The organism is Streptomyces sp. NPDC020801, assembly GCF_044334385.1.
Lineage (GTDB): Bacteria > Actinomycetota > Actinomycetes > Streptomycetales > Streptomycetaceae > Streptomyces.
Window position 1 is genome coordinate 689,828 of record NZ_JBIRST010000001.1, and the last position, 21,199, is coordinate 711,026.

At 72.0% G+C, this 21,199-nt stretch carries 23 protein-coding genes; 13 read left to right on the top strand and 10 right to left on the bottom strand.

Annotated elements, in window-relative coordinates:
- Positions 1-97 precede the first annotated feature (97 nt).
- Positions 98-958: a dihydropteroate synthase gene (gene folP, locus ACH4UM_RS03285; RefSeq protein WP_398172964.1), complete on the bottom strand. Its 861-nt coding sequence runs from the start codon at positions 956-958 to the stop codon at positions 98-100.
- Between the two features lie 117 nt (positions 959-1,075).
- Between folP and ACH4UM_RS03290 the strand changes: the two genes are divergently transcribed.
- Together ACH4UM_RS03290 and ACH4UM_RS03295 are read left to right on the top strand one after the other, a co-directional pair.
- Positions 1,076-1,432 (top strand): DivIVA domain-containing protein, encoded by a 357-nt coding sequence (locus ACH4UM_RS03290; RefSeq protein ID WP_398172966.1) that lies wholly within the window; start codon positions 1,076-1,078, stop codon positions 1,430-1,432.
- Between the two features lie 56 nt (positions 1,433-1,488).
- Complete coding sequence (locus ACH4UM_RS03295; RefSeq protein ID WP_398172968.1) at positions 1,489-2,103, top strand: DNA-3-methyladenine glycosylase I; 615 nt, start codon at positions 1,489-1,491, stop codon at positions 2,101-2,103.
- Positions 2,104-2,148: 45 nt separating this feature from the next.
- On the opposite strand, the gene ACH4UM_RS03300 is transcribed toward ACH4UM_RS03295, so the two are convergent.
- On the bottom strand, positions 2,149-2,952 hold the full coding sequence (locus tag ACH4UM_RS03300; protein ID WP_398172970.1) for an enoyl-CoA hydratase/isomerase family protein: 804 nt from the start codon (positions 2,950-2,952) through the stop codon (positions 2,149-2,151).
- A gap of 392 nt (positions 2,953-3,344) precedes the next feature.
- On the opposite strand from ACH4UM_RS03300, the gene ACH4UM_RS03305 reads away from it, so the two are divergent.
- Positions 3,345-3,512, top strand: coding sequence for a DUF3117 domain-containing protein (locus tag ACH4UM_RS03305; RefSeq protein WP_003966491.1), 168 nt, complete (start codon positions 3,345-3,347; stop codon positions 3,510-3,512).
- A gap of 138 nt (positions 3,513-3,650) precedes the next feature.
- Here the strand turns inward: ACH4UM_RS03305 and ACH4UM_RS03310 are convergent, their stop codons facing one another.
- Positions 3,651-4,412, bottom strand: a complete 762-nt coding sequence (locus tag ACH4UM_RS03310) for an O-methyltransferase (protein ID WP_398172972.1) — start codon at positions 4,410-4,412, stop codon at positions 3,651-3,653.
- A 171-nt stretch (positions 4,413-4,583) separates the two neighbouring features.
- Between ACH4UM_RS03310 and sigE the strand changes: the two genes are divergently transcribed.
- The 5 genes from sigE to ACH4UM_RS03335 all read left to right on the top strand — a co-directional run bounded on the left by sigE (position 4,584) and on the right by ACH4UM_RS03335 (position 10,130).
- Complete coding sequence (sigE, locus tag ACH4UM_RS03315; RefSeq protein WP_398173598.1) at positions 4,584-5,285, top strand: RNA polymerase sigma factor SigE; 702 nt, start codon at positions 4,584-4,586, stop codon at positions 5,283-5,285.
- Entirely contained in the window at positions 5,282-6,286 is a 1,005-nt protein-coding gene (locus ACH4UM_RS03320; RefSeq protein ID WP_398172974.1) for a zf-HC2 domain-containing protein, read from the top strand. Before sigE ends, ACH4UM_RS03320 begins: the two co-directional genes overlap by 4 nt.
- Positions 6,287-6,428: 142 nt before the next feature.
- Positions 6,429-8,597: a trypsin-like peptidase domain-containing protein gene (locus tag ACH4UM_RS03325; protein ID WP_398172976.1), complete on the top strand. Its 2,169-nt coding sequence runs from the start codon at positions 6,429-6,431 to the stop codon at positions 8,595-8,597.
- Between the two features lie 141 nt (positions 8,598-8,738).
- The gene (locus tag ACH4UM_RS03330; RefSeq protein ID WP_398172978.1) at positions 8,739-9,197 is read left to right on the top strand and encodes a sec-independent translocase; all 459 of its coding nucleotides are present in this window, start codon (positions 8,739-8,741) and stop codon (positions 9,195-9,197) included.
- 261 nt (positions 9,198-9,458) lie between these two features.
- Complete coding sequence (locus ACH4UM_RS03335; RefSeq protein WP_398172980.1) at positions 9,459-10,130, top strand: hypothetical protein; 672 nt, start codon at positions 9,459-9,461, stop codon at positions 10,128-10,130.
- Positions 10,131-10,214: 84 nt separating this feature from the next.
- Here ACH4UM_RS03335 and ACH4UM_RS03340 read toward each other — a convergent pair whose 3' ends face one another.
- From ACH4UM_RS03340 to ACH4UM_RS03350, 3 genes are read right to left on the bottom strand one after another with little or no spacing between them, the layout of a single operon-like run.
- The gene (locus tag ACH4UM_RS03340) at positions 10,215-11,348 is read right to left on the bottom strand and encodes an Mrp/NBP35 family ATP-binding protein (protein ID WP_398172982.1); all 1,134 of its coding nucleotides are present in this window, start codon (positions 11,346-11,348) and stop codon (positions 10,215-10,217) included.
- A 43-nt stretch (positions 11,349-11,391) separates the two neighbouring features.
- Entirely contained in the window at positions 11,392-11,985 is a 594-nt protein-coding gene (locus tag ACH4UM_RS03345; RefSeq protein ID WP_398172984.1) for a DUF1003 domain-containing protein, read from the bottom strand.
- Positions 11,975-13,294, bottom strand: a complete 1,320-nt coding sequence (locus ACH4UM_RS03350; protein ID WP_398172986.1) for a magnesium transporter MgtE N-terminal domain-containing protein — start codon at positions 13,292-13,294, stop codon at positions 11,975-11,977. The genes ACH4UM_RS03345 and ACH4UM_RS03350 overlap by 11 nt, the downstream gene beginning before the upstream one ends.
- A 219-nt stretch (positions 13,295-13,513) precedes the next feature.
- Here ACH4UM_RS03350 and ACH4UM_RS03355 point away from each other — a divergent pair, with 219 nt between their 5' ends.
- On the top strand, positions 13,514-14,260 hold the full coding sequence (locus ACH4UM_RS03355; RefSeq protein ID WP_398172988.1) for a hypothetical protein: 747 nt from the start codon (positions 13,514-13,516) through the stop codon (positions 14,258-14,260).
- A 106-nt stretch (positions 14,261-14,366) separates the two neighbouring features.
- On the opposite strand, the gene ACH4UM_RS03360 is transcribed toward ACH4UM_RS03355, so the two are convergent.
- A complete protein-coding gene (locus ACH4UM_RS03360) occupies positions 14,367-14,879 on the bottom strand; it encodes a hypothetical protein (protein WP_398172990.1) in 513 nt (170 codons plus the stop codon).
- A gap of 38 nt (positions 14,880-14,917) precedes the next feature.
- Entirely contained in the window at positions 14,918-16,033 is a 1,116-nt protein-coding gene (locus ACH4UM_RS03365; protein WP_398172992.1) for a magnesium and cobalt transport protein CorA, read from the bottom strand.
- 476 nt (positions 16,034-16,509) lie between these two features.
- Between ACH4UM_RS03365 and ACH4UM_RS03370 the strand changes: the two genes are divergently transcribed.
- Positions 16,510-17,094 (top strand): suppressor of fused domain protein, encoded by a 585-nt coding sequence (locus ACH4UM_RS03370; RefSeq protein WP_398172994.1) that lies wholly within the window; start codon positions 16,510-16,512, stop codon positions 17,092-17,094.
- Between the two features lie 30 nt (positions 17,095-17,124).
- On the opposite strand, the gene ACH4UM_RS03375 is transcribed toward ACH4UM_RS03370, so the two are convergent.
- Positions 17,125-18,354: an MFS transporter gene (locus tag ACH4UM_RS03375; protein WP_398172996.1), complete on the bottom strand. Its 1,230-nt coding sequence runs from the start codon at positions 18,352-18,354 to the stop codon at positions 17,125-17,127.
- A 185-nt stretch (positions 18,355-18,539) separates the two neighbouring features.
- Here ACH4UM_RS03375 and ACH4UM_RS03380 point away from each other — a divergent pair, with 185 nt between their 5' ends.
- The 3 genes from ACH4UM_RS03380 to ACH4UM_RS03390 all read left to right on the top strand — a co-directional run bounded on the left by ACH4UM_RS03380 (position 18,540) and on the right by ACH4UM_RS03390 (position 20,807).
- Positions 18,540-19,181 carry a DUF6758 family protein gene (locus ACH4UM_RS03380; protein ID WP_398172998.1) on the top strand — a complete coding sequence of 214 codons (642 nt, stop codon included), beginning with the start codon at positions 18,540-18,542 and terminating at the stop codon, positions 19,179-19,181.
- A 106-nt stretch (positions 19,182-19,287) separates the two neighbouring features.
- Positions 19,288-20,145 (top strand): PHP domain-containing protein, encoded by an 858-nt coding sequence (locus tag ACH4UM_RS03385; protein WP_398173000.1) that lies wholly within the window; start codon positions 19,288-19,290, stop codon positions 20,143-20,145.
- Between the two features lie 56 nt (positions 20,146-20,201).
- Positions 20,202-20,807: a MarC family protein gene (locus tag ACH4UM_RS03390; protein ID WP_398173002.1), complete on the top strand. Its 606-nt coding sequence runs from the start codon at positions 20,202-20,204 to the stop codon at positions 20,805-20,807.
- Positions 20,808-20,927: 120 nt separating this feature from the next.
- On the opposite strand, the gene ACH4UM_RS03395 is transcribed toward ACH4UM_RS03390, so the two are convergent.
- Positions 20,928-21,104 (bottom strand): hypothetical protein, encoded by a 177-nt coding sequence (locus tag ACH4UM_RS03395; RefSeq protein WP_398173624.1) that lies wholly within the window; start codon positions 21,102-21,104, stop codon positions 20,928-20,930.
- Positions 21,105-21,199 lie beyond the last annotated feature (95 nt).

The following is a 21,199-nucleotide window of genomic DNA, read 5'->3' on the forward strand; positions in this document are numbered from 1 at the left end:
GCCGAGCCCCCTGATACAGCGGGGCGCGGCCTCCGGGTACGGCGGGGCGCGGCCTCCGGGTACGGCGAGGCCGGGCCTCCGGGTACGGCGCGCCGGTCTACGCCAGACCCCGCCGGGCCACCGCCGGAGGCCGGTGCCCGGCGATGGCCGCCACCATGTCCACCACCTGCCGGGTCTCCGCGACCTCGTGCACCCGGTACACCTGCGCCCCCAGCCAGGCGGAAACCGCGGTCGTGGCCAGCGTGCCCACCACCCGCTCCTTCACCGGCTTGTCCAGCGTCTCGCCCACGAAGTCCTTGTTGGACAGCGACACCAGCACCGGCCACCCGGTCGCGACCATCTCGCCCAGCCGCCGCGTCGCCTCCAGGCTGTGCCGGGTGTTCTTCCCGAAGTCGTGCCCGGGATCGATCAGCACCGACTCCCGCGGCACGCCCAGCGACACCGCCCGCTCGGCCAGCCCCACGGTCACCTTCAGGATCTCGGCCATGACGTCGTCGTACGTCACCCGGTGCGGCCGCGTCCGCGGCTCGGCGCCGCCCGCGTGCGTGCACACCAGCCCCACCCGGTACCGCGCCGCGACCTCCGCGAGCCGCGGGTCCACCCCGCCCCAAGCGTCGTTGAGCAGATCGGCCCCCGCCTCGCAGACCGCCTCGCCGACGTCGGCCCGCCAGGTGTCCACGCTGATGATCACGTCCGGGAAACGCCGCCGCACCTCGGCCACGAAGCCGACGGTCCGGCGGGCCTCCTCCTCGGCGGTCACCTCTTCGCCCGGCCCGGCCTTCACCCCGCCGATGTCGACGATGGCGGCTCCCTCGGCGACCGCCTGCTCCACACGCGCGAGGGCCGGCTCGTCGCGGAACGTGGCCCCCTGGTCGTAGAAGGAGTCCGGGGTCCGGTTCACGATCGCCATGATCACCGGCTCGTGCGCGTCGAATTCACGCCTGCCCAGCCTGAGCATCCCCTGTGACCTCTCCTTGTACGTCCTGGTCTTCGGCCGCCTGCGACCCTAACTGTCAGCCTCGCATGGCACGATCGGACCCTGACACATACGACAGACTCCGTGGGGACCTCAGCGATGGTTATGTTCTTGTTCCTGGTCGTCGCGCTCGCCGTCGTGGTCGCCGCGGTGACCCTCGCGGTGGTGGGCGGCGGCGAGGGCACCGGACCGCTGCCGGAGGCGGCGCCCGAGCGGCTCCACGACCCCCTGCCGCCGGACCGCCCGGTGGGCCGGGCCGACGTGGAGAGCCTGCGTTTCCCGATGGTCGTCCGCGGCTACCGCATGACGGACGTGGACGACGCGCTCAGCCGGCTCGGCGCCGAGCTCGCCGAGCGCGACGCCCGGATCGCCGACCTGGAGTCCGCGCTGGCCGGCGCCCAGGCCGCCGCGGCCCATGTGCACCTGGCCAAGCGCGAGCCGGAGGAGCAGCAGTGACGGATCGTGCTGTGACGGACGGTGCTGTGACGGACGGTGCTGTGACGGACGGTGCCGTGACGGAAGGTGCCGCGACCGTGGCCGCCGGGGCGGCCGGTGCCGCGGTCGCCGGTCCGGACGGCGGGCTGCGCTGCCCTTGGGCGCTGTCCGCGGCGGAGTACGTGGCCTACCACGACGAGGAGTGGGGCCGCCCGGTCCACGGCGACGACGCGCTCTACGAACGCCTCAGCCTGGAGGCCTTCCAGTCCGGCCTGTCGTGGATCACCATCCTGCGCCGCCGCCCGGGCTTCAGGGACGCCTTCGCCGGCTTCAGGATCTTGGCGGTCGCGGACTTCACGGAGGCCGACCGCGAGCGCCTGCTCGCCGACCCGGGCATCATCCGCAACCGCGCCAAGGTCGACGCGACCCTCGCCAACGCACGCGTGCTCGCCGGATGGTCCCGGGGCGAGCTGGACGCCCTCATCTGGTCCCACGCCCCCGACCCCGCCGGCCGCCCGGCCCCCAGGACCCTCTCCGACGTCCCGGCGGTCACCCCCGAGTCCACGGCCCTGTCCAAGGCGCTGAAGAAGCGCGGCCTGCGCTTCGTCGGCCCCACGACGGCGTATGCCCTGATGCAGGCATGTGGCCTGGTCGACGACCACCTCGCCGACTGCGTGGCCCGCCGCCCCTGACCCCGGCCGGGAGCAGGGGACGGCGGGCCCGTGCCGCGTCCCGGGTCAGCGGCCCAGGTACTTCGGCCTCTCCTTGTTCACGAACGCCTGTACGGCGATGGTGTGGTCCTCGGACTGCCCCGCCCGCGTCTGGAGCTCGTCCTCCTTCTCCAGCGTCTCCTCCAAGGAGTGCGTCAGGCCGAATGCCACGGCCTCCTTCAGCGCCGCGTACGCCACCGTCGGGCCCTCGGCCAGCGACCGGGCCACCTTCTCGGCCTCGGCGCGCAGCTCGGCCGCAGGCACCAGCCGGTTGGCGATCCCGAGCTCGTAGGCCTCCTGCGCGGTGATGCTGCGCGGGAAGAGCAGCAGGTCGGCGGCGCGTGCCGGCCCGACGACGCGCGGCAGCGTCCAGGAGATGCCCGAGTCGGCGGTGAGCGCGACCCCCGCGAAGGAGGTGTTGAAGGACGCCGTGTCGGCCACGATCCGGTAGTCGGCGGCGAGCGCGAAGCCGAAGCCCGCCCCGGCCGCGACCCCGTTCACCGCGGCGACCACGGGCTTCGCCGCCCCGGCCAGCGCCCGGACGATCGGGTTGTAGTGCTCCCGCACGGTGCTCATCGTCTGCCCCGAACCGCTCTCCCGGTCGGCGGCCAGCAGCCCGATGTGCTCCTTGAGGTCCTGGCCCACGCAGAACGCCCGGTCCCCGGCGGCGGTCAGCAGCACCGCCCGCACGGCGTCGTCCCCGGCCGCGTCCCGGGCCGCGTCCCGGAGGGCGACCTTGGTCGCGACGTTCAGCGCGTTCATCGCCTGCGGGCGGTTCAGCGTGATCGTCGCGAGTCCGTCGCTCACCTCGTAGAGCACGGTGTCGGCCATGGGTCATCCCCTCCGGTGTCACGGCTCTGACGTACCGCTCAGTACGTCCTTTGTCCGAGGACAGCATGACGGAGATCACCGGCCGGAGCGCGTACCGGACGTGTGACCTGCGTCAAAGAATTCCGGCGGTCCGCTCGCCGGCGGATGTCCGCGCGGGGGCGCAGTATCGCAGCCACATCGCCGAATTGAGTGGTTTTGCTCGCGCGCGTTGCCCAAGCGATGCCGACTGATGTTGGTCATCGGGTCCTGAGATGCGGGATAATGGCTGGGAAGCAATGTGTTCGATGCCGGTGTCGCGTGTCCTGGGCCGTTTTGGGCAAGGATCGTGCGCGTGCCCTCTCGGTGGGCCGTCGGCTTTGACGATGAGCTGGGTTTCAGGAAGGGGAACGAGCATGGCGGCCATGAAGCCGCGGACGGGTGATGGCCCGCTCGAGGTGACAAAGGAGGGGCGGGGCATCGTCATGCGCGTTCCGCTCGAAGGCGGCGGTCGGCTCGTCGTCGAGCTGACCCCTGACGAGGCCGACGCGCTCGGCGACGCTCTCAAGAAGGTCGTCGGCTGACGCGCACAAGCGACCACACTCTTCCAGCTGCCCCGGTATCCAATGCGGTGCCGGGGCAGCTGCTTTTCCCGAAGTGCCCGGCGCGAGCCGCCGTTCGGTCGTTCTGCGAGCGGGTCAGCCGGTCGTTCTGCGTGCGGGTCAGCGCTTGACCGCGCACAGCAGGCCGTCGCCCACCGGCAGCAGGGACGGCACCAGGTCCTGGCTCTCGCGCACCGTGCGCAGCAGCTCCCGCAGCCGCAGGACCTCCGTCGGCTGCGGTCCGGAGTCCACCGTCCGGCCGTTCGCGAAGACGCCTTCGAAGACGACCAGGCCGCCCGGGCGCAGCAGGCGCAACGATTCAGCGAGGTAGTCGAGGAACTCCTGCCGGTCGCCGTCGCAGAAGACCAGGTCGTATCCGGCGTCCGCGAGCCGGGGCAGCACATCCAGGGCCCGGCCGGGGATGAAGCGGGCGCGGTTGCTGGCGAAGCCGGCGGCGCGGAAGGCCTGGCGGGCGAACTGCTGGTGCTCCGGCTCCGGGTCGACGGTGGTCAGCACCCCGTCCGGCCGCATCCCGTGCAGCAGATGGATCCCGGAGACGCCGGTGCCGGTGCCGATCTCCGCGACCGCCTTGGCGTCCACGGTGGCGGCGAGCAGCCGCAGCGCGGCGCCCGCGCCGGGCGACACCGAGCGCAGCCCTGCCTCACGGGCCCGGTCGCGGGCCCAGCGCAGCGCGTCGTCCTCGGCGACATAGGCGTCGGCGAACGCCCAGCTCGTCTGCCGGTTGCCGGTAATGGCCCTCTCCTGTCCCCACGGTTGCCTGGGCGTGACTGTATCCGTTGGTGCCGGGAACCCGCAGATGGGACCAGTCGTTTGAAGGGGTGAGGCAGCGGCGGGGGATGCGACGGGGGGTATGGGATGCATCGGGACGCCGAGCAAGTGCTGACGCAGCCGGATGAGCCGTGGCAGCGCGTATCAAATTCTCGTAAAACCGCTTATCCGGAGCTAACGGGCGAGGTGGCTATGGTAGGGGCTCCACTGGACACCACCAGAGCCGACAGGGGAGGTGCGGCTGCGCCTGTGGATCGGGGCGGAGTGCTGCGGCGCTTTCTCGGATCGGCAGGCAGGCCGAAATCCGTGAACGACACCGCTGCTGACCCAAGCCACGCCGACGGCTTCGCCCAGACCGCGACCTTCTCCACCGACGCGGACGGGCAGGCGTGGACTCCGCCCACCTGGGAGGAGATCGTCAGCACCCACAGCGGCCGCGTCTACCGCCTGGCCTACCGCCTCACGGGCAACCAGCACGACGCCGAGGACCTCACCCAGGAGGTCTTCGTCCGCGTCTTCCGCTCCCTGTCGACCTACACGCCGGGCACGTTCGAGGGCTGGCTGCACCGCATCACCACGAACCTCTTCCTGGACATGGTCCGCCGCAAGCAGCGCATCCGCTTCGACGCGCTCGGCGAGGACGCGGCCGAGCGGCTGGCCAGCAAGGAGCCCACTCCGCAGCAGCTCTTCAACGACGCGCACTTCGACGCGGACGTCCAGCAGGCCCTCGACACACTCGCGCCTGAGTTCCGCGCCGCGGTCGTCCTGTGCGACATCGAAGGCCTGTCCTACGAGGAGATCGCCGCGACCCTGGGCGTCAAGCTCGGCACGGTCCGCTCCCGCATCCACCGCGGCCGCTCCCAGCTGCGCAAGGCCCTCGCGCACCGCTCGCCCGAGGCCAGGGCGGAGCGCCGCAGTTTCGTGCCCCGCGTTCCCGCGCTGGGGGGAGGGGGCGCGACCGCGTGAGTGGATCACGAGTCCATCCTGCCGCGAGCGGCCTCGCGGAACAGCACCTGGGAGACCGGCTCTCCGCCCTGGTCGACGGCGAGCTCGGTCATGAGACGCGTGAGCGCGTCCTGGCGCACGTGGCCACCTGCCCGAAGTGCAAGGCGGAGGTCGACGCACAGCGCCGTTTGAAGAACGTCTTCGCGGAGGCGGCCCCGCCGCCCCCGTCCGAGAGCTTCCTGGCCCGCCTCCAGGGACTCCCCGGTGGCGGTGACACCGACGACGGCGCACCGCACGACGGAGAGGATTTCCCCGGCGGGCTCTCCCGAATGACGGGACGATCCGGGCTGTCGGCACTGTCCGGGGTGTTCGGCCAGAAGCGCGGCGGCCAGTTCGACTTCGGCTACGTCCCGGCCGGGCCGCACCCCGCCGTCCCAGAACCGGACCGCGGCTTTCGCATCCACCACGTCGGCCGTCCCGACGGCGACCGGCCGGCCTCGCGCGGGCTGCGGTTCGCGTTCGTGGCCGCGGGGGCGGTGTCGCTGGCCGCGGTCGCCCTGGGCGGAGTGACCACCGGTGCGTCCGGCGACACGGCCGCGGAGGCCCGCGGCGGCTCCGGTGCCGGTAGCAACGTGACTCCGGGGCGTACGGCGGGCGCGGGCGCGGCCACGGGCCCCGAGACCGCGCGGCGCCGGCAGTCGACGGGACCGCTCGCGTCCCAGGGGCAGCGGTCCGGTGCGGCGCCGGTCGCGCCGACCACGTTGTCCGCGCCGCTGCTGCCCGGGGTGCCGGCTCCGCTCGCCGGGCAGGCGCAGGACGTACTGCACACCCTGACCACGCCGGTGGTCGCCGGCGCGGCCGTCATGTCCCCGTTGATACGTCCGCTCACCACGGCACCGCCGATCTCCCTGACCTCCTGGTCCACGGAACCGGGCTTCAGGGCGCCCGGCCTGCTCGCCGCACCCGTCCCCGGCGCGGTGCCCGGACCCGCGCCCTCCGCCTTCCCGCACACGGCGCACTGACCGGCGCCGTCCGGACTCTGCGCGGCGGCGCGCGAACCTGGTTGAATTCTGGGTGATTGCGCCCATGACACCGGTCGGGCGCGGAGTCGACGACGCACGGTCACCGCCGACGAGCCGTGCCGGCGCCAGCTGTGGGGAGAACATGAACGAGGGGAAGCCCACGAAGTCCACCCGCCCGAAGTGGTGGAGCCGGCCGCGACCAGTCCCTCCGGGCGAGCCGGAGGAGCCGACCGCGGCACCACCGGCCACGAGTCCGGCACCCGAGCCGCCCGGCACGGTGACCGCGGCAGCGGCTGAGGCGGCTGCAGCCGCTTCCGCGGCCGCGGCTTCCGCCCGGGCGCAGTCCGAGGGCGCGGCGCCGCATCCGGCGCAGGGCAACGAGGCTTCGGATGCGGCCCCGGCCGGTGCCGGGACAGCGCCTCCGGCTCCCGGGCCGGAGGCGGGGGAGCGACGCCCCGCCGCCGACGGGGACTACGAGCTCGAGCGGCCCGTGGGGAGCCCGGACGGTACGGCCGGACCCGCCGGCCGGGACGCGGAGGGCGACTACGAACTCGCCCGGCCTGCCGCACCGGCCGGCGGTGGGGAGAGCGGCCCCGGACCGACGCCTCCCCCCGAGGACGCCGCCGCCGGGCCGCGCAGCGGCCTGCCCGCGGAAGCCGCTTACGGCCCCGGTGGGCCCCTCGCCGCGCCCGGCCCCGCCGTTCCCTCCGCCGAGCGCCCCAAGCCGCTGCACGACCCAGACCCCTACAACACCCCGCCCTACGGCGAACCGGGCCCCTGGGCGCCCGCACCGCCCGTACAGCACCCCGCGGCGGCCCCCACGCCCGGCGTGGCGGCCCCTGCACCCATATCCGCCCCGACGGCACCGTCACCCGCCCCGGGCGCCCAGATGGCGCCTACCGGGCCTCCCACGCCCGTCCCGGGGGCCCCGGCACCCGCAGAGTCCCCCGCCGCTGGCCCCTCGACCCACGACACGGCCTCCCCCGAAGGCGGCGTCCCCGCTGCCGCCGGCCCCGCGGCCACCGCCGAGCCGGCTCCCACGGCCTCCGGCCCGGGCACGCCCCCTGCCCCGGCACCCGGCCCCGACAACGCCCCGCCCCCCACCGGCCCCTGGCAGCGCTACGACCCCTGGGCCGCCCGCCCCCTCCCCGCCCCGCTCCAGCACGGTGGCATGGACGTGCCCACACCGGCGGAGCGGCGTCGGCGGCTCCGGCGGGCGATCGCCGGCGGGGCCCTGGCGCTCGCCCTCGTGTCCGGCGGGCTCGGGGGACTCCTGGGTGCGTACATCGAGCGCGACGGCGGGGTGGGCGCCGTACAGCTGCCGCAGGCCGGGAAGGAGCCCGCCGGGCGTGCCCCGGACAGTGTCGCCGGGATCGCCGCCCGCGCGCTGCCCAGCGTCGTCACGCTGCACGTGACCGGCTCCGGCGAGCAGGGCACCGGCACCGGATTCGTCCTGGACCGCCTCGGCCACATCCTCACCAACAACCACGTCGTCGAGGCCGCCGCCTCCAGCGGCGACATATCCGTCACCTTCAGCGGCGGCCAGACCGCCGGGGCCAGGATCGTCGGCCGCGACGCCGGCTACGACCTCGCCGTGGTCCAGGTGCGCGGCGTCCGCGGCCTCACCCCCATGCCCCTCGGCAACTCCGACAACGTCCAGGTGGGCGACCCGGTCGTGGCCATCGGCGCCCCCTTCGACCTCTCCAACACCGTCACCTCCGGCATCATCAGCGCCAAGGAGCGCCCCATCACCGCCGGCGGCGAGAAGGGTGACGGCAGCGACGTGTCGTACGTCGACGCGCTCCAGACCGACGCCCCGATCAACCCCGGCAACTCGGGCGGGCCCCTGCTCGACTCCCGCGGCCGGGTGGTCGGCATCAACTCCGCCATCCGCTCCGCCGACACCGGCTCCGACCTGCAGACCGGCCAGGCCGGCTCCATCGGCCTCGGCTTCGCGATCCCGGTCAACCAGGCCAAGCGCGTCGCGGAAGAGCTGATCAACAAGGGCAAGGCCAGCCACCCGGTGATCGGCGTGACCCTCGACATGAACTACACCGGCGACGGCGCCAAGGTCGGCGCCAAGGGGCGCAACGGCGGATCACCGGTCACTCCCGGTGGCCCCGGCGCCGAGGCGGGCATCAAGGCCGGCGACGTCATCACCGCGGTGGACGGCCAGCGCGTCCACTCGGGCGAGGAACTGATCGTCAAGACGCGCGCCCACCGCCCCGGAGACCGCCTGGAGCTGACCGTCGAACGCGGCGGACACGAGCGGAAGGTCTCCCTCGTGCTCGGGTCCTCGAACAGCAACTGACCAAAACCCCTCCGACACCTCGGGACGGTACCGGTCGGACACGTGCGCCGGGTACCGTGGATCCGGCCCGGACCACGGACAGCCCCGCACAGACCGGACCACCCGAGGGCCGAGGACCGAGGACATCGCAAGGAGCTTCAGGTGTTCAATGACATAGGACCGCTCGAGCTGGTGACGATCATCGTCCTGGCCGTGCTCGTGTTCGGTCCGGACAAGCTCCCGAAGGTCATCCAGGACGTGACACGCACGATCCGGAAGATCCGTGAATTCTCGGAGAGCGCCAAGCAGGACATCCGGCAGGAGCTGGGCCCGGAGTTCAAGGATTTCGAGTTCGAGGACCTCAACCCCAAGACGTTCGTCCGCAAGCAGCTCGACAACGACGAACTGGGGCTGAAGGAGATCCGCAACGGCTTCGACCTGAAGAAGGAGATGGCCGAGGTCACGGACGCGGTGCACAGCCGCGAGACCGATTCCCCCTCGTCCCCCTCGTCCCCTTCGTCCCCCGGTGCGGGTCCGGCCGGTGGCCGCATCGACATGACCAAGAGGCCCGAGGGCTCCGACCGCGACGACCGGCCGCCCTTCGATGTGGACGCCACCTGAGCGGACGTCACCTGACCCGGCCTCACCCGCCCGGCGTACGACCCGACGGCGTACGCCGGGCGTCCTACGTGACGCGTTTCATACCGGGTTCAGGCCCCGCGCGGCCTGAACCCGCCGTCTTCGCGACCCACGCGCCGGGCGCTTTCCGCGGTTGCCCGAAGCGGGATCGATATGCTGCCGAGTTGTTGTGCGGACCGGACGAGTACGCCCGAAGGGGGGCGGGCCGTCCGGTCCGACGAGAGCGAGGAGGCGTCCGGGCACATGGAGACGACAAGTAGGGCGGTCGCGCAGGCGCCGGCCGCGGAGGGCGGGCGGCAGCTCCCCTCCGCCCGGGGCACGGTCGACGGCTACCTGCTGGCGCCCTTCCCGTGGTACGGCCTCGACGAGGCATTCACGGGGCCGCGCTGGCTGATGCAGGTGGGCACCTCGGCCGACGGTTCCGTGGAACACGGTTCCACCGGGCACGGCGACGAGCCCTCCGTACGCAACGAATACGTGTCCGGGTCGCCGGACGAGCCCAGGGAGAAGTTCGCGGTCGTCGTCACCGTCGCGGCCAACCCGGTGCGGCGCAGCGCGGACGGAACGGGCCTGCTGGAGGCCACCTCGGTGTCCTCGGCGGCCTGGCTGGCCGGAGTCGGGCTGCTGTCCTTCACCTGGCCCGGGCAGATGGACCACGTCCTGCGGGACGACTGGCTGGAGCAGCAGACGGAGACGGCGTGGGTGCTGGCCGACGACCTGTCCGGCCCGGCCTGGTCGACGCTCTCCCTGCCGGTGGACGGCGTCCCGACGCCGTTCCACTACCGGGAGTCCGAGTTCGGCTGGGTGCTCGCCGGTTCGACCCCGCAGGGGGTCCACGTGGGCGCGTACGGCAGAGGGATGAGCGCCTACGGTCTCGGCTTCGCGATGATCAAGGACATCACCACGTACGCCTGACCGGCACGGCAAGCACGACGAAGGGCGCCGTCTCCGCGGGACGGCGCCCCCTTCGCTCGTACCGGAGTCGGTACCGGCTCCGTACTAGAACTTGTTCTTCGGCGTGATCCCCAGCGACAGCCCCGACAGACCGCGCTGGCGTCCGCCCAGCTTCCCCGCGATGGCGCGCAGTGCGGCGCCCGCCGGGGAGTCCGGGTCGGTCAGGACGACCGGCTTGCCCTCGTCGCTGCCCTCGCGCAGGCGCACGTCGATCGGGATGGAGCCGAGCACCGGGACCGTGGTGCCCGTCGTGCGGGTCAGGCCGTCGGCGACCAGCTGGCCGCCGCCCGTGCCGAACACGTCGACCATCTCGCCGCAGTGCGGACAGGGCAGACCGGACATGTTCTCGACCACGCCGACGATCTTCTGGTGGGTCTGCACGGCGATGGAGCCGGCCCGCTCGGCCACCTCGGCGGCGGCCTGCTGGGGCGTCGTCACGACCAGGATCTCGGCGTTCGGGACCAGCTGGGCCACGGAGATCGCGATGTCGCCGGTGCCCGGCGGGAGGTCGAGGAGCAGGACGTCCAGGTCGCCCCAGTACACGTCCGCCAGGAACTGCTGGAGCGCGCGGTGCAGCATCGGGCCGCGCCAGACGACCGGCGCGTTGCCCGGGGTGAACATGCCGATGGAGATGACCTTCACACCGTTCGCCGACGGCGGCATGATCATGTTCTCCACCTGGGTGGGACGGCCGTCCGCGCCGAGCATGCGCGGCACGCTGTGGCCGTAGATGTCGGCGTCGACCACGCCCACCTTCAGACCGTCCGCGGCCATCGCCGCCGCCAGGTTCACCGTCACCGAGGACTTGCCGACGCCGCCCTTGCCGGAGGCGACCGCGTAGACGCGGGTGAGGCTGCCCGGCTTGGCGAAGGGGACCTCGCGCTCTGCCTGGCCGCCGCGCAGGGCGTTCGCCAGTTCCTTGCGCTGCTCGTCGCTCATCACGTCGAGCGTGACGTCGACGCGGGTGACACCCTCGACGCGGGAGACCGCCTCGGTCACCCGCTGCGTGATCGTCTCGCGCATGGGGCAGCCGGAGACCGTCAGGTACACGGTGACCGCGACCGCGCCGTCAGCGCCGATCTCCACCGATTTGACCATCCCGAGCTCGGTGATGGGTCGGTTGATCTCGGGGTCGTTCACCGTCGCCAGCGCTTCGCGCACCGCGTCTTCCGTAGCCATGATGACGATGGTACGGCGCTGCGCGGCGGCCCCGGGACCCCCGTCAGCGGTCGTCCATGTCACGTCGGCGGGGGTGTTCTGCCGGGAATACCCCGTGCCGGTGGTGCCCGTCGACCCGTTCCTCCAGCTCCTTGGCCATGTCCTGCAGTTCCGAGCGGAGCCAGTCGCGGGTGGCTACCTCGCCCAGGCCCATGCGCAGCGCCGCGATCTCCCGGGTCAGGTACTCGGTGTCGGCGATCGACCGTTCGTTCTGCTTGCGGTCCTGTTCGAGGTTGACCCGGTCCCGGTCGTCCTGCCGGTTCTGCGCCAGCAGGATCAGCGGGGCGGCGTAGGAGGCCTGCAGGGACAGCATCAGCGTCAGGAAGATGAACGGGTACTCGTCGAACCGCAGGTGCCGTGGCGCGGCCACGTTCCACAGCACCCACGCGATGATCACCACCGTCATCCAGACGATGAACCGCCCGGTGCCCAGGAAACGCGCGATGCGCTCCGAAAGCCGCCCGAAGGCCTCCGGGTCGTACTCGGGCAGTAGCCGGCGCCGGGGCGGGCGCGGCTGGTCCAGCCGGGCCCGCGGCCGGGTGGCGGCCGTGGCCCCGGCCGGCAGCCGCTCGCGGGTGCTCTCGCGCTCAGGTGCCATGGGTGGCCGCCCCCTTGTTCGCGCCCTTGTCCGCTCCCTCGTCCGTTCCGTCCTCAAGGTGGAACTCCGTCTCCCGCCAGTCGTCCGGCAGCATGTGGTCCAGGACGTCGTCCACGGTCACCGCGCCCAGCAGCGCCCCCGACTCGTCGACCACCGGCGCGGCCACCATGTCGTAGGTGGCGAAGAACCCGGCGATGACCGGCAGCGTGGCGTCGGGGTCGAGTGCCTGCAGGTCGTCGTCGAGCATCGAACTGACGAGGGTGTACGGGGGGTCGCGCAGCAGCCGCTGGAAGTGCACCGTGCCCAGGTACTTGCCGGTCGGGGTCTCGTCGGGCGGCCGGCACACGTAGACCTGGGCGGCGAGCGCGGGGGAGAGGTCGCGGTTGCGGACGCGGGCCAGGGCGTCGGCGACGGTGGCGTCGGGGCGCAGCACGATCGGCTCGGTCGTCATCAGACCGCCCGCCGTGTGCTCCTCGTACGACATCAGCCGCCGCATGTCGGCCGCGTCGGCGGGCTCCATCAGGCTCAGCAGCCGTTCCTGTTCCTCCTCGGGCAGCTCGGCGAGCAGGTCGGCCGCGTCGTCCGGGTCCATCGCCTCCAGGACGTCGGCCGCGCGCTCACCCTGCAGTTTGCCGAGGATCTCGATCTGGTCGTCCTCCGGCAGCTCCTCCAGGACGTCGGCGAGCCGGTCGTCGTCCAGGGCGGCGGCCACCTCGGCGCGCCGCTTGGCGGAGAGGTGGTGCAGCACGTTGGCGAGGTCGGCGGGGCGCAGCTGCTCGAAGGTGGCGAGCAGGTTCTCCGCGCCCTGCCCGTGCTCCTCCAGGGAGAAGCCGGTGACCGCGGACCACTCCACCGTCAGGGCCTCCCCGCGGGCGCGCCGGAAGGCGCTGCCCTTGCGCCCCTTGCGCACGAAGACCCGGTCGATCTCCCAGTCGCGGCGCGCCGGCAGCTGCTGCACCGAGACGTCCAGGACCGTGACCTCCTCGCGCGTCTCCACGAGCGTCACCCGCCGGTCGAAGAGTTCACCGAAGACGAGCCGCTCGGTGGGGCGCTGCTCGAAGCGCCGGACGTTGAGCACCCCGGTGGTGATGACCTGGCCCGACTCGATGCTCGTCACCCGGGTCATGGGCAGGAAGATGCGGCGCCGGGTGGAGAGTTCGACGACCAGCCCGAGCAGGCGGGGCGGCCGTCGCCCGACCCGCAGCATGACGACCAGATCGCGCACGCGGCCCACCTGGTCGCCCGTCGGATCGAAGACGGCGACGCCGGAGAGGTGCGAGACGAAGATCCGGGGCGCGCCCGCTGCCATGGCTGCGCCTCCTTTGCGTGGGCTCTGTGCTGCGTGATGCGTGGTGGATGAGGTGGGTTTCTTTTCCCAATTGCCCGCTCAGGTGGGCTTCAGGCTAGCCCGTCCTGTTCGGATATGCCCTGGTGAGGGGTCCGGACGATCTGGCTCCGCTCGCCCGCCGCGGCCCCGGTACGCTGCCGTACGCCGCTCAGGACACCCGTCAGAAAGGCAGCCCCACCTGTGACTGCGATTCCCCAGGGCCGTACCCGCCGGGCCGCGCTGACGAGCGCGCTGTGCGCTCTGGTCGTCGCGGGGACAGGGCTGACGGGGTGCTCCGGGGACGACCCGGACGCGGGCACCAACGGGGTCGGCAAGCTGCCGCCGGACAGGATCGAGAGCAGAACGCGGGCGGCCGCCGCCTCCGCGGACACCGTGCACCTGTCCGGGAACGTGGTCAGCAACGGCCGTACGTACCGGCTCGACATGCGCCTGAAGTCCGACGGCGGCACCGGTTCGGTCACCTCGCAGGGGGTGACCTTCGGGCTGCTGCGGGTCGGGGCGCAGCTGTATCTGAAGGCGAACGCCGAGTTCTGGAACCACGCCGACGGCAAGGGCAAGGACACCGGGGCCGCCGACAAGCTCGACGGCAAGTACGTGAAGGTGCCGCAGGGCGACCCCGCGTACAAGCGGTTCAGCGGCTTCACGGACAAGAACGTTCTCCTGGAGGGTCTGCTGACGCTGCACGGCACGCTGGCGGCCGACGGCCACCACGAGCAGTCCGGCGTCCGCACGATCCGCGTCACCGGCGACAAGGGCTCCGGCGGCACTCTGGACGTGTCCCTCGAGGGCACGCCCTACCCCCTGCGCCTGGTGCGCGCGGGCGGCGCGGGGACCCTGAGTTTCTCCGACTGGGGTAAGGATTTCTCCCTGAGGGAGCCGGACAAGAGTGAGACCGTCGACTACGGAAGGCAGCTGCCCACGTCGTAGCAGGTTCCCGGTCCGCGGCATCTCGCCCCACTCCTTCCTCCGCCGTTGCGGCACTTGTCCGCGACGGCGGCTCCGGGCGGCGCCGAACCGAATCCGGGCCTTGCGGCTACTTCCGTCGCCGCTTCTTCAGCAGCAGCCGCGGCAGCCCCGCGGGCACCGGCCGGCGGGTCGTCGCCGGGGTCGGCAGCGGAGCCTCGGCCAGCGAGCCGTCCGGCAGCGGCGCGAGCGCGCCCGCCGGCTCCAGACGCAGCACCCGGCATTCGCGGGCCCACCGCCGCGTCATGGCCTCGCCGTCGGGCGCGTTGAGGCGCTTGCCCTTCAGCTCGGCCACCGCCGCCTGCCACGCCTCCGACTCCGGCGCCAGCTCCACGACCCGCGCCGCCCAGGTGACCAGCCGGCCGCCCTTGTCCTTGCTGCGCACGGTCACCTCGGCACTCGCGCCGTCGGCCAGTCCCGGCAGCGGCTGCTCGCCGGGCCCGTCCCCGACCAGGCACGCCGCGCCCTCGTGCCAGACGTGCCACAGGGCACGGGCCGGGACGCCGGGGCCGCCCACCCAGATGAGGCCGGACTTCTTCGTGGCCTCCTCGACGAGGGCCTGGTCGAGCAACGCACGTGTCATGGCAGAAGCCTAACCAGGCACCGGCGAGCGACGAGCCCTCACAGCCAGCCGTTGCGCTTGAGCGTGCGGTGGATGCCCAGGCAGATCGCCACCGTGATGCCCATGATCACTGGGTAGCCGTACTTCCAGTGCAGTTCGGGCATGTACTTGAAGTTCATGCCGTAGACCCCGCAGACCATCGTCGGTACGGCGATGATCGCGGCCCAGGCGGTGATCTTCCGCATGTCCTCGTTCTGTGCGACCGACGCCTGGGCGAGGTTGGCCTGCAGGATGGAGTTGAGCAGCTCGTCGAAGCCGACGACCTGCTCCTGGACGCGGGCGAGGTGGTCGGCCACGTCCCGGAAGTACTTCTGGATGTCCGGGTCGATCAGCCGCATCGGCCGCTCGCTCAGCAGCTGCATGGGCCGCAGCAGCGGCGACACCGCCCGCTTGAACTCCATGACCTCGCGCTTGAGTTGGTAGATCCGGCCGGCGTCGGTGCCGCGCGCGGTGCCGCCCCGGCCGGGCGAGAACACCTCCGTCTCGACGTCGTCGACGTCGTCCTGAAGGGCGTCCGCGACCGCGATGTAGCCGTCGACGACATGGTCGGCGATGGCGTGCAGCACGGCCGAGGGGCCCTTGGCCAGCAGCTCCGGGTCGTCCTGCAGCCGGTGCCGCAGCGCACGCAGGGAGCCCTGCCCGCCGTGCCGGACGGTGATGAAGAAGTCCCGCCCGGTGAAGCACATCACCTCGCCGGTCTCGACGACCTCACTGGTCGCGGTGAGCTTGTCGTGGTCGACGTAGTGGATGGTCTTGAAGACGGTGAACAGGGAGTCGTCGTAGCGCTCCAGCTTGGGCCGCTGGTGGGCCTGGACCGCGTCCTCCACGGCCAGCGGGTGCAGCCCGAACTCCCCGGCGATACCGGCGAATTCCGACTCCGTCGGCTCGTGCAGCCCGATCCACACGAAGCCTCCGTCGCGCCGCACCTGGCGCATCGCCTCCTGCGGGGTGAGCGGCGAGCGCGTCTCGAGGCGCGTGCCGTCTCGGTAGACGGCGCAGTCGACCACGGCGGAGGGCGTGCCCGGGGCGCGCGTGGTGTCGTACGTGCCGTTGTCCTTGCGCGGCGCCGGGCGGGACGGGCGGACCACGGCGCGCAGGTCACGGATCATCGACATGGCAGGGCTCCTTCGCGGCGAGCGACGAAAGCGCCGCCGGCGACGGTTGGAACTGCCCGGAATGAGGACGTCCTGACTTCGGATGTTTGGCGCGTCCACAAAGCGGGGAGCACCGCACCGTCGCGGTGGCGAGCTTCGTCACTGGTACAGATCAAGCAGATCAGGCAAACGAAACGAAGTGCTCTTCCGTGTGACGCGCACGACGGCACGAACGCGAACGAACGTGAGAGGTGGCGGACGGCCGGATCCAGAACAGCTGTATCAGCGGCCGGAAGAGCGGGTGGTACTGCACGGTCGACTTCGATCCATGACAGCCCCACCTCCTCCGGCCGGTCCCTCGTAAGGGAGTCTCATCGGCGTCGGGACCCGATAGCGACGCTTCTGCGTGCTGCCCCGAACCACCGGCTCAGAGTACCAGTCGCCCGACGTGTCAAGGCGCTGCTTTGCCCGCTGCTGACGAGTTCTATGCTCGCCGCATGGTTGACGTTCTTCCCCTGGTCGAGGCCCGGCTGCGTTCCGCGCTGGGCGAGCCGGACGCGCGCGCCGCGGTCACCTTCCTGGGCACGGATCGCCTGGAGGTGCTGCGCTTTCACGAGGGGGACGTCGTCCGGTACGCCACCCTCGGCATGTCCGCCCACCCCATGACCGACCCCACCGCGATGCTCGCCGACCCCGTCCGGGGGCCGCGCGCCGAGCTCGTCCTGTCCGTCCGGGCGGGCCTTGCCGACACCGACAAGGTGCTCCGCCCGCTCGCCGTGCTCGGTGCCTCCCCGCAGGTCGAGGGCGTGGTCGTGGCACCGGGGGCCTCGCTGGACGTGGGCGAGCCGCTGTGGCCGGGCGCGCCCTTCACCTCGGTCCTGGTGGCCGAGCCGGGCGGCCTGGTCGAGGATCTGGAGCTGGACGAGCCGCTGGATTGCGTACGGTTCCTGCCGCTGCTGCCGATGACCCCCAACGAGGCCGCCTGGAAGCGGGTGCACGGCGCGCAGGCTCTTCAGGAGCGCTGGCTGACGAACGGGACGGATCTGCGGGACCCCGCCCGCGGGTCCGTCCCGCTGGAGTGAGCAAGCTCACCAAACTCCGCCCGGGAACGGTCAGTTGGCGAAGACGGTGACGCCGTCCTCGGTCGCGTGCCGGGGCTGCAGCTCCTCCGCCTCGCCGGTGAGGGCCCTGCGCCGTACGGCGACCACGAGCGCGCCCGCCACCGCGGTGGCGCCGGCGACCGCGAACGGGACGTGGACGTCCGTCCACTCCTCGATCTTCGGCGCGAGCCAGGGCGCGGCGGCGGCCGCGAACCAGCGCACGAAGTTGTACCCCGCGCTCGCCACCGGGCGCGGCGCCTCCGACACGCCGAGGGCGAGCTCGGTGTAGACGGTGTTGTTCACGCCGATGAACGCGCCGGACAGGACGGTGCAGATGATCGCGGTGGTGTGGTCGCCGTAGCCGAGCAGCACGACGTCGATCGCGAGCAGCACCAGCGAGCCGCCGAGCACCTTCAGTGAGCCGAACCGCTCCTGCATCCGCGGCGCCACGATCACCGAGAAGACGGCGAGCAGCACACCCCAGGCGAAGAACACCGCGCCCGACTTGTACGGAGTCATGTCCAGCACGAACGGCGTGAAGGCCAGCACGGTGAAGAACGTGTAGTTGTAGAAGAACGCCGAGACGGCCGCCGAGGCGAGTCCGCCGTGGCCGAGCGCCCTGACCGGGTCCAGCAGCGAGGTCCTGCGGGCCGGCTTCGGCTGCTCCTTCAGGAACGCCGTGATGCACAGGAATCCGGCCGCCATCAGGAACGCGGTGCCGAAGAACGGGTAGCGCCAGCTGGCGTCGCCGAGCAGCGCGCCCAGCAGTGGCCCGCACGCCATGCCGAGGCCCAGCGCCGACTCGTAGAGCAGGATCGCCGCCGCGCTGCCCCCGGCCGCCGCGCCGACCATGACGGCGAGCGCGGTGGAGACGAACAGCGCGTTGCCCAGGCCCCAGCCGGCCCGGAAGCCGACGAGCTGGCCGACCGATCCCGAGGTGCCGGCCAGTCCGGCGAAGACCACGACGAGGGCGAGGCCGAACAGCAGGGTCCTGCGCCCGCCGACGCGGCTGGAGACGAAGCCGGTCACCAGCATCGCGAAGGCGGTGATCAGGAAGTACGAGGTGAAGAGCAGGGAGACCTGGCCGGCGGTGGCGTTCAGGCCCTTGGCGATGGAGGGGAGGATCGGGTCGACCAGTCCGATGCCCATGAAGGCGACCACGGACGCGCCGGCCGTCGCCCAGACTGCCTTCGGCTGCCGCAGGATGCTGCCTGCCCCCGCGTCGAAGGGGTCAGCGCCCATGCCGTTCTCCAATCCCGGTGAGGCCCCCGGAGGAACCTTCGTGAGGCAGATGGTTGGTTTATGCACATAGTAAGTTAGCTCGGCTAATTAATGTAACATACATCTAGCGCTTCCTGGTCAGGCGTCGCCCCCGGACGGGTGATCGTCCTTGACGTGACGCATTCGGGGTAGGACCGTGGGGCCCTATGAGGGGCGAACCCAGTTGCCCGAAGTGTGGTGGCCGGGTCAGGGCTCCCGGACTCTTCAGTGATTCCTGGCAGTGCGATGCCCACGGCACGGTGCATCCTCTGCAGCCCGTGATCCCGCCCAGCGTCGAGGCCCTCAGTGTCGTGGTGCACCGCACGCAGGTTCCGGTGTGGATGCCGTGGCCGCTGCCGGTCGGCTGGCTGTTCACGGGGGTGGCCAACGCCGGCGACGACCGTTCCGGCGGCCGCGCCACGGCCGTGGCCTGCTCGGGTCCCGGGCCGCTCGGCGGCATGGGTGAGCTGATCCTGGTCGCCGAGGAGCTGGGCGTCGGCCTGGGTGCGCGCTACGCCGGTATCGACGGCCCCGACCCCGGCTCGTATCTGAACGTCGAGAAGCCCCCGGACGCCAAGGTCCTGGCCGGCGGCCGCCCGACCCCGCTCTGGCATGTCTCCGGCACCCCCGCCGACCGCGCCGTCTTCGCGGGCGAGGCGCGCGGACTGTGGCTGTGGGCGGTGGTGTGGCCCGAGCAGTCCGGGCTGCTGATGTACGACGAACTGGTGCTGGCCGACCTGCGGGACGCGGGCGCCGAGGTCGAACTGGTGCCGTGCGGGGCGCTCTCGCCACGGCTGCTGCAGCCGTAGGTGACCGTGTAGGGGGCGGAACCGGCAGGCGGGTGTGACAGGGCACCCCGGATCCCCCGTTATCCTTGGGTGTCCCCTCCGTCCCGTCACCGCTGGAGTCCGTGTCGTGCGCATCGATCTGCACACCCACTCCACCGCGTCCGACGGTACGGACTCCCCGGCCGAGCTGGTGCACAACGCCGCCGCGGCCGGTCTGGACGTCGTCGCGCTGACCGACCACGACACCACCCGCGGACACGCCGAGGCGATCGCCGCCCTGCCCGAGGGGCTCACCCTCGTCACCGGTGCCGAGCTCTCCTGCCGGATCGACGGCATCAGCATGCACATGCTGGCCTACCTCTTCGACCCCGAGGAGCCCACGCTGCTCGCCGAGCGGGAGCTGGTCCGCGACGACCGGGTGCCGCGGGCCAAGGGCATGATCGCCAAGCTGAACGCGCTGGGCGTGCCGGTCACCTGGGAGCAGGTCGCGCGGATCGCGGGCGACGGCTCGGTCGGACGGCCGCACGTCGCCTCCGCCCTGGTCGAGCTCGGCGTCGTCCCGACCGTGAGCGACGCCTTCACCGGGCAGTGGCTGGCCGACGGCGGCCGGGCCTATGTCGAGAAGCACGAGACGGACCCCTTCGAGGCGGTCCGGCTGGTCAAGGCCGCCGGCGGAGTGTGCGTCCTCGCCCACCCGGCCGCCGCCAAGCGGGGCCGTACGGTCCCGGAGTCCGCGATCGCCGAGCTGGCGGCCGCCGGGCTCGACGGCATCGAGGTCGACCACATGGACCACGACGCCGGCACCCGGGCTCGGCTGCGCGCTCTGGCAGGGGAACTGGGACTGCTGGTCACCGGCTCCAGCGACTACCACGGCAGCCGGAAGACCGTCTCGCTCGGTGAGTTCACCACCGACCCCGAGGTGTACGGGGAGATCACCCGGCGGGCGACCGGGGCGTTCCCGGTGCCGGGGGCCGGCGGGGCCTGAGGCTCGGCCCGCCCCTCGTCCCCCTTCCCTCCCGTACACGCAAGGCCTGTTCACCGATGTTCGATGCTGCCGTCTTCGGCTCTCTCTTCCTGACCCTTTTCGTCATCATGGATCCCCCCGGGATCACCCCGATCTTCCTCGCGCTGACCGCCGGACGCCCCGGCAAGGTGCAGAAGCGGATGGCCCTCCAGGCCGTCTGCGTGGCCGGCGGGGTCATCGCCGTGTTCGGCGTGCTCGGGCACCAGATCCTCAACTACCTGCACGTGTCCGTCCCGGCGCTGATGATCGCCGGCGGGCTGCTCCTGCTGCTGATCGCGCTGGACCTGCTCACCGGCAAGACGGACGAGCCCCAGCAGACCAAGGACGTCAACGTCGCCCTCGTCCCGCTGGGGATGCCGCTGCTGGCCGGTCCCGGTGCGATCGTGTCCGTCATCCTCGCCGTGCAGAAGGCCGGCAGCGTGGCCGCCCAGGTCTCGGTGTGGTCGGCGATCCTGGCGATCCACGTCGTGCTGTGGCTGGTGATGCGTTACTCGCTGCTGATCATCCGGGTCATCAAGGACGGCGGTGTGGTCCTGGTGACGCGACTGGCGGGCATGATGCTCTCCGCGATCGCCGTGCAGCAGATCATCAACGGGGTCATGCAGGTGATCCGGGGCGCCTGAGGCCTTCGCCGAAGGGCGCCGGCGCCCGGAGCCTCTCACGCACGGAAGCCTCTCACGCACGGAGCCCCCGTACGGCATGGGTGCCGTACGGGGGCTCCGAAGCATAGGAGCGGTCCGCTGTTACGAGGCCGAGGTCCCGGCCGGGCGGATCCACAGCCGCTGGCCTGTCGCGGCTGCCTGCTGAACGATCCGGTTGACGGAGGCGGCGTCCACGACGGTGCTGTCCACGGTGGTGCCGTCGACCTCGTCGAGTCGCATGATCTCGAAGCGCACGGGCTTCTCCCTTCGTCTGGTCATCCTCCTGCGGAGAATTACTGGAGATGGATGGTGACCCACGGGGCGGCGGTGCCCGGTGTTCCATACGTATTGAACGGTCTGCGTGTTACAAACAT

Bases quoted from the DNA above. Each gene is read 5' to 3' on its own strand.
- ACH4UM_RS03375 (WP_398172996.1), bottom strand. From the start codon at position 18,354: ATGGGCGCTGACCCCTTCGACGCGGGGGCAGGCAGCATCCTGCGGCAG.
- ACH4UM_RS03390 (WP_398173002.1), top strand. From the start codon at position 20,202: ATGTTCGATGCTGCCGTCTTCGGCTCTCTCTTCCTGACCCTTTTCGTC.
- ACH4UM_RS03325 (WP_398172976.1), top strand. From the start codon at position 6,429: ATGAACGAGGGGAAGCCCACGAAGTCCACCCGCCCGAAGTGGTGGAGC.
- ACH4UM_RS03305 (WP_003966491.1), top strand. From the start codon at position 3,345: ATGGCGGCCATGAAGCCGCGGACGGGTGATGGCCCGCTCGAGGTGACA.
- ACH4UM_RS03350 (WP_398172986.1), bottom strand. From the start codon at position 13,294: ATGGCAGCGGGCGCGCCCCGGATCTTCGTCTCGCACCTCTCCGGCGTC.
- ACH4UM_RS03300 (WP_398172970.1), bottom strand. From the start codon at position 2,952: ATGGCCGACACCGTGCTCTACGAGGTGAGCGACGGACTCGCGACGATC.
- ACH4UM_RS03340 (WP_398172982.1), bottom strand. From the start codon at position 11,348: ATGGCTACGGAAGACGCGGTGCGCGAAGCGCTGGCGACGGTGAACGAC.
- ACH4UM_RS03380 (WP_398172998.1), top strand. From the start codon at position 18,540: ATGAGGGGCGAACCCAGTTGCCCGAAGTGTGGTGGCCGGGTCAGGGCT.
- ACH4UM_RS03335 (WP_398172980.1), top strand. From the start codon at position 9,459: ATGGAGACGACAAGTAGGGCGGTCGCGCAGGCGCCGGCCGCGGAGGGC.
- ACH4UM_RS03310 (WP_398172972.1), bottom strand. From the start codon at position 4,412: ATGCATCCCATACCCCCCGTCGCATCCCCCGCCGCTGCCTCACCCCTT.
- ACH4UM_RS03370 (WP_398172994.1), top strand. From the start codon at position 16,510: ATGGTTGACGTTCTTCCCCTGGTCGAGGCCCGGCTGCGTTCCGCGCTG.
- ACH4UM_RS03395 (WP_398173624.1), bottom strand. From the start codon at position 21,104: ATGACCAGACGAAGGGAGAAGCCCGTGCGCTTCGAGATCATGCGACTC.
- ACH4UM_RS03365 (WP_398172992.1), bottom strand. From the start codon at position 16,033: ATGTCGATGATCCGTGACCTGCGCGCCGTGGTCCGCCCGTCCCGCCCG.
- folP (WP_398172964.1), bottom strand. From the start codon at position 958: ATGCTCAGGCTGGGCAGGCGTGAATTCGACGCGCACGAGCCGGTGATC.
- ACH4UM_RS03345 (WP_398172984.1), bottom strand. From the start codon at position 11,985: ATGGCACCTGAGCGCGAGAGCACCCGCGAGCGGCTGCCGGCCGGGGCC.
- ACH4UM_RS03360 (WP_398172990.1), bottom strand. From the start codon at position 14,879: ATGACACGTGCGTTGCTCGACCAGGCCCTCGTCGAGGAGGCCACGAAG.
- ACH4UM_RS03290 (WP_398172966.1), top strand. From the start codon at position 1,076: ATGGTTATGTTCTTGTTCCTGGTCGTCGCGCTCGCCGTCGTGGTCGCC.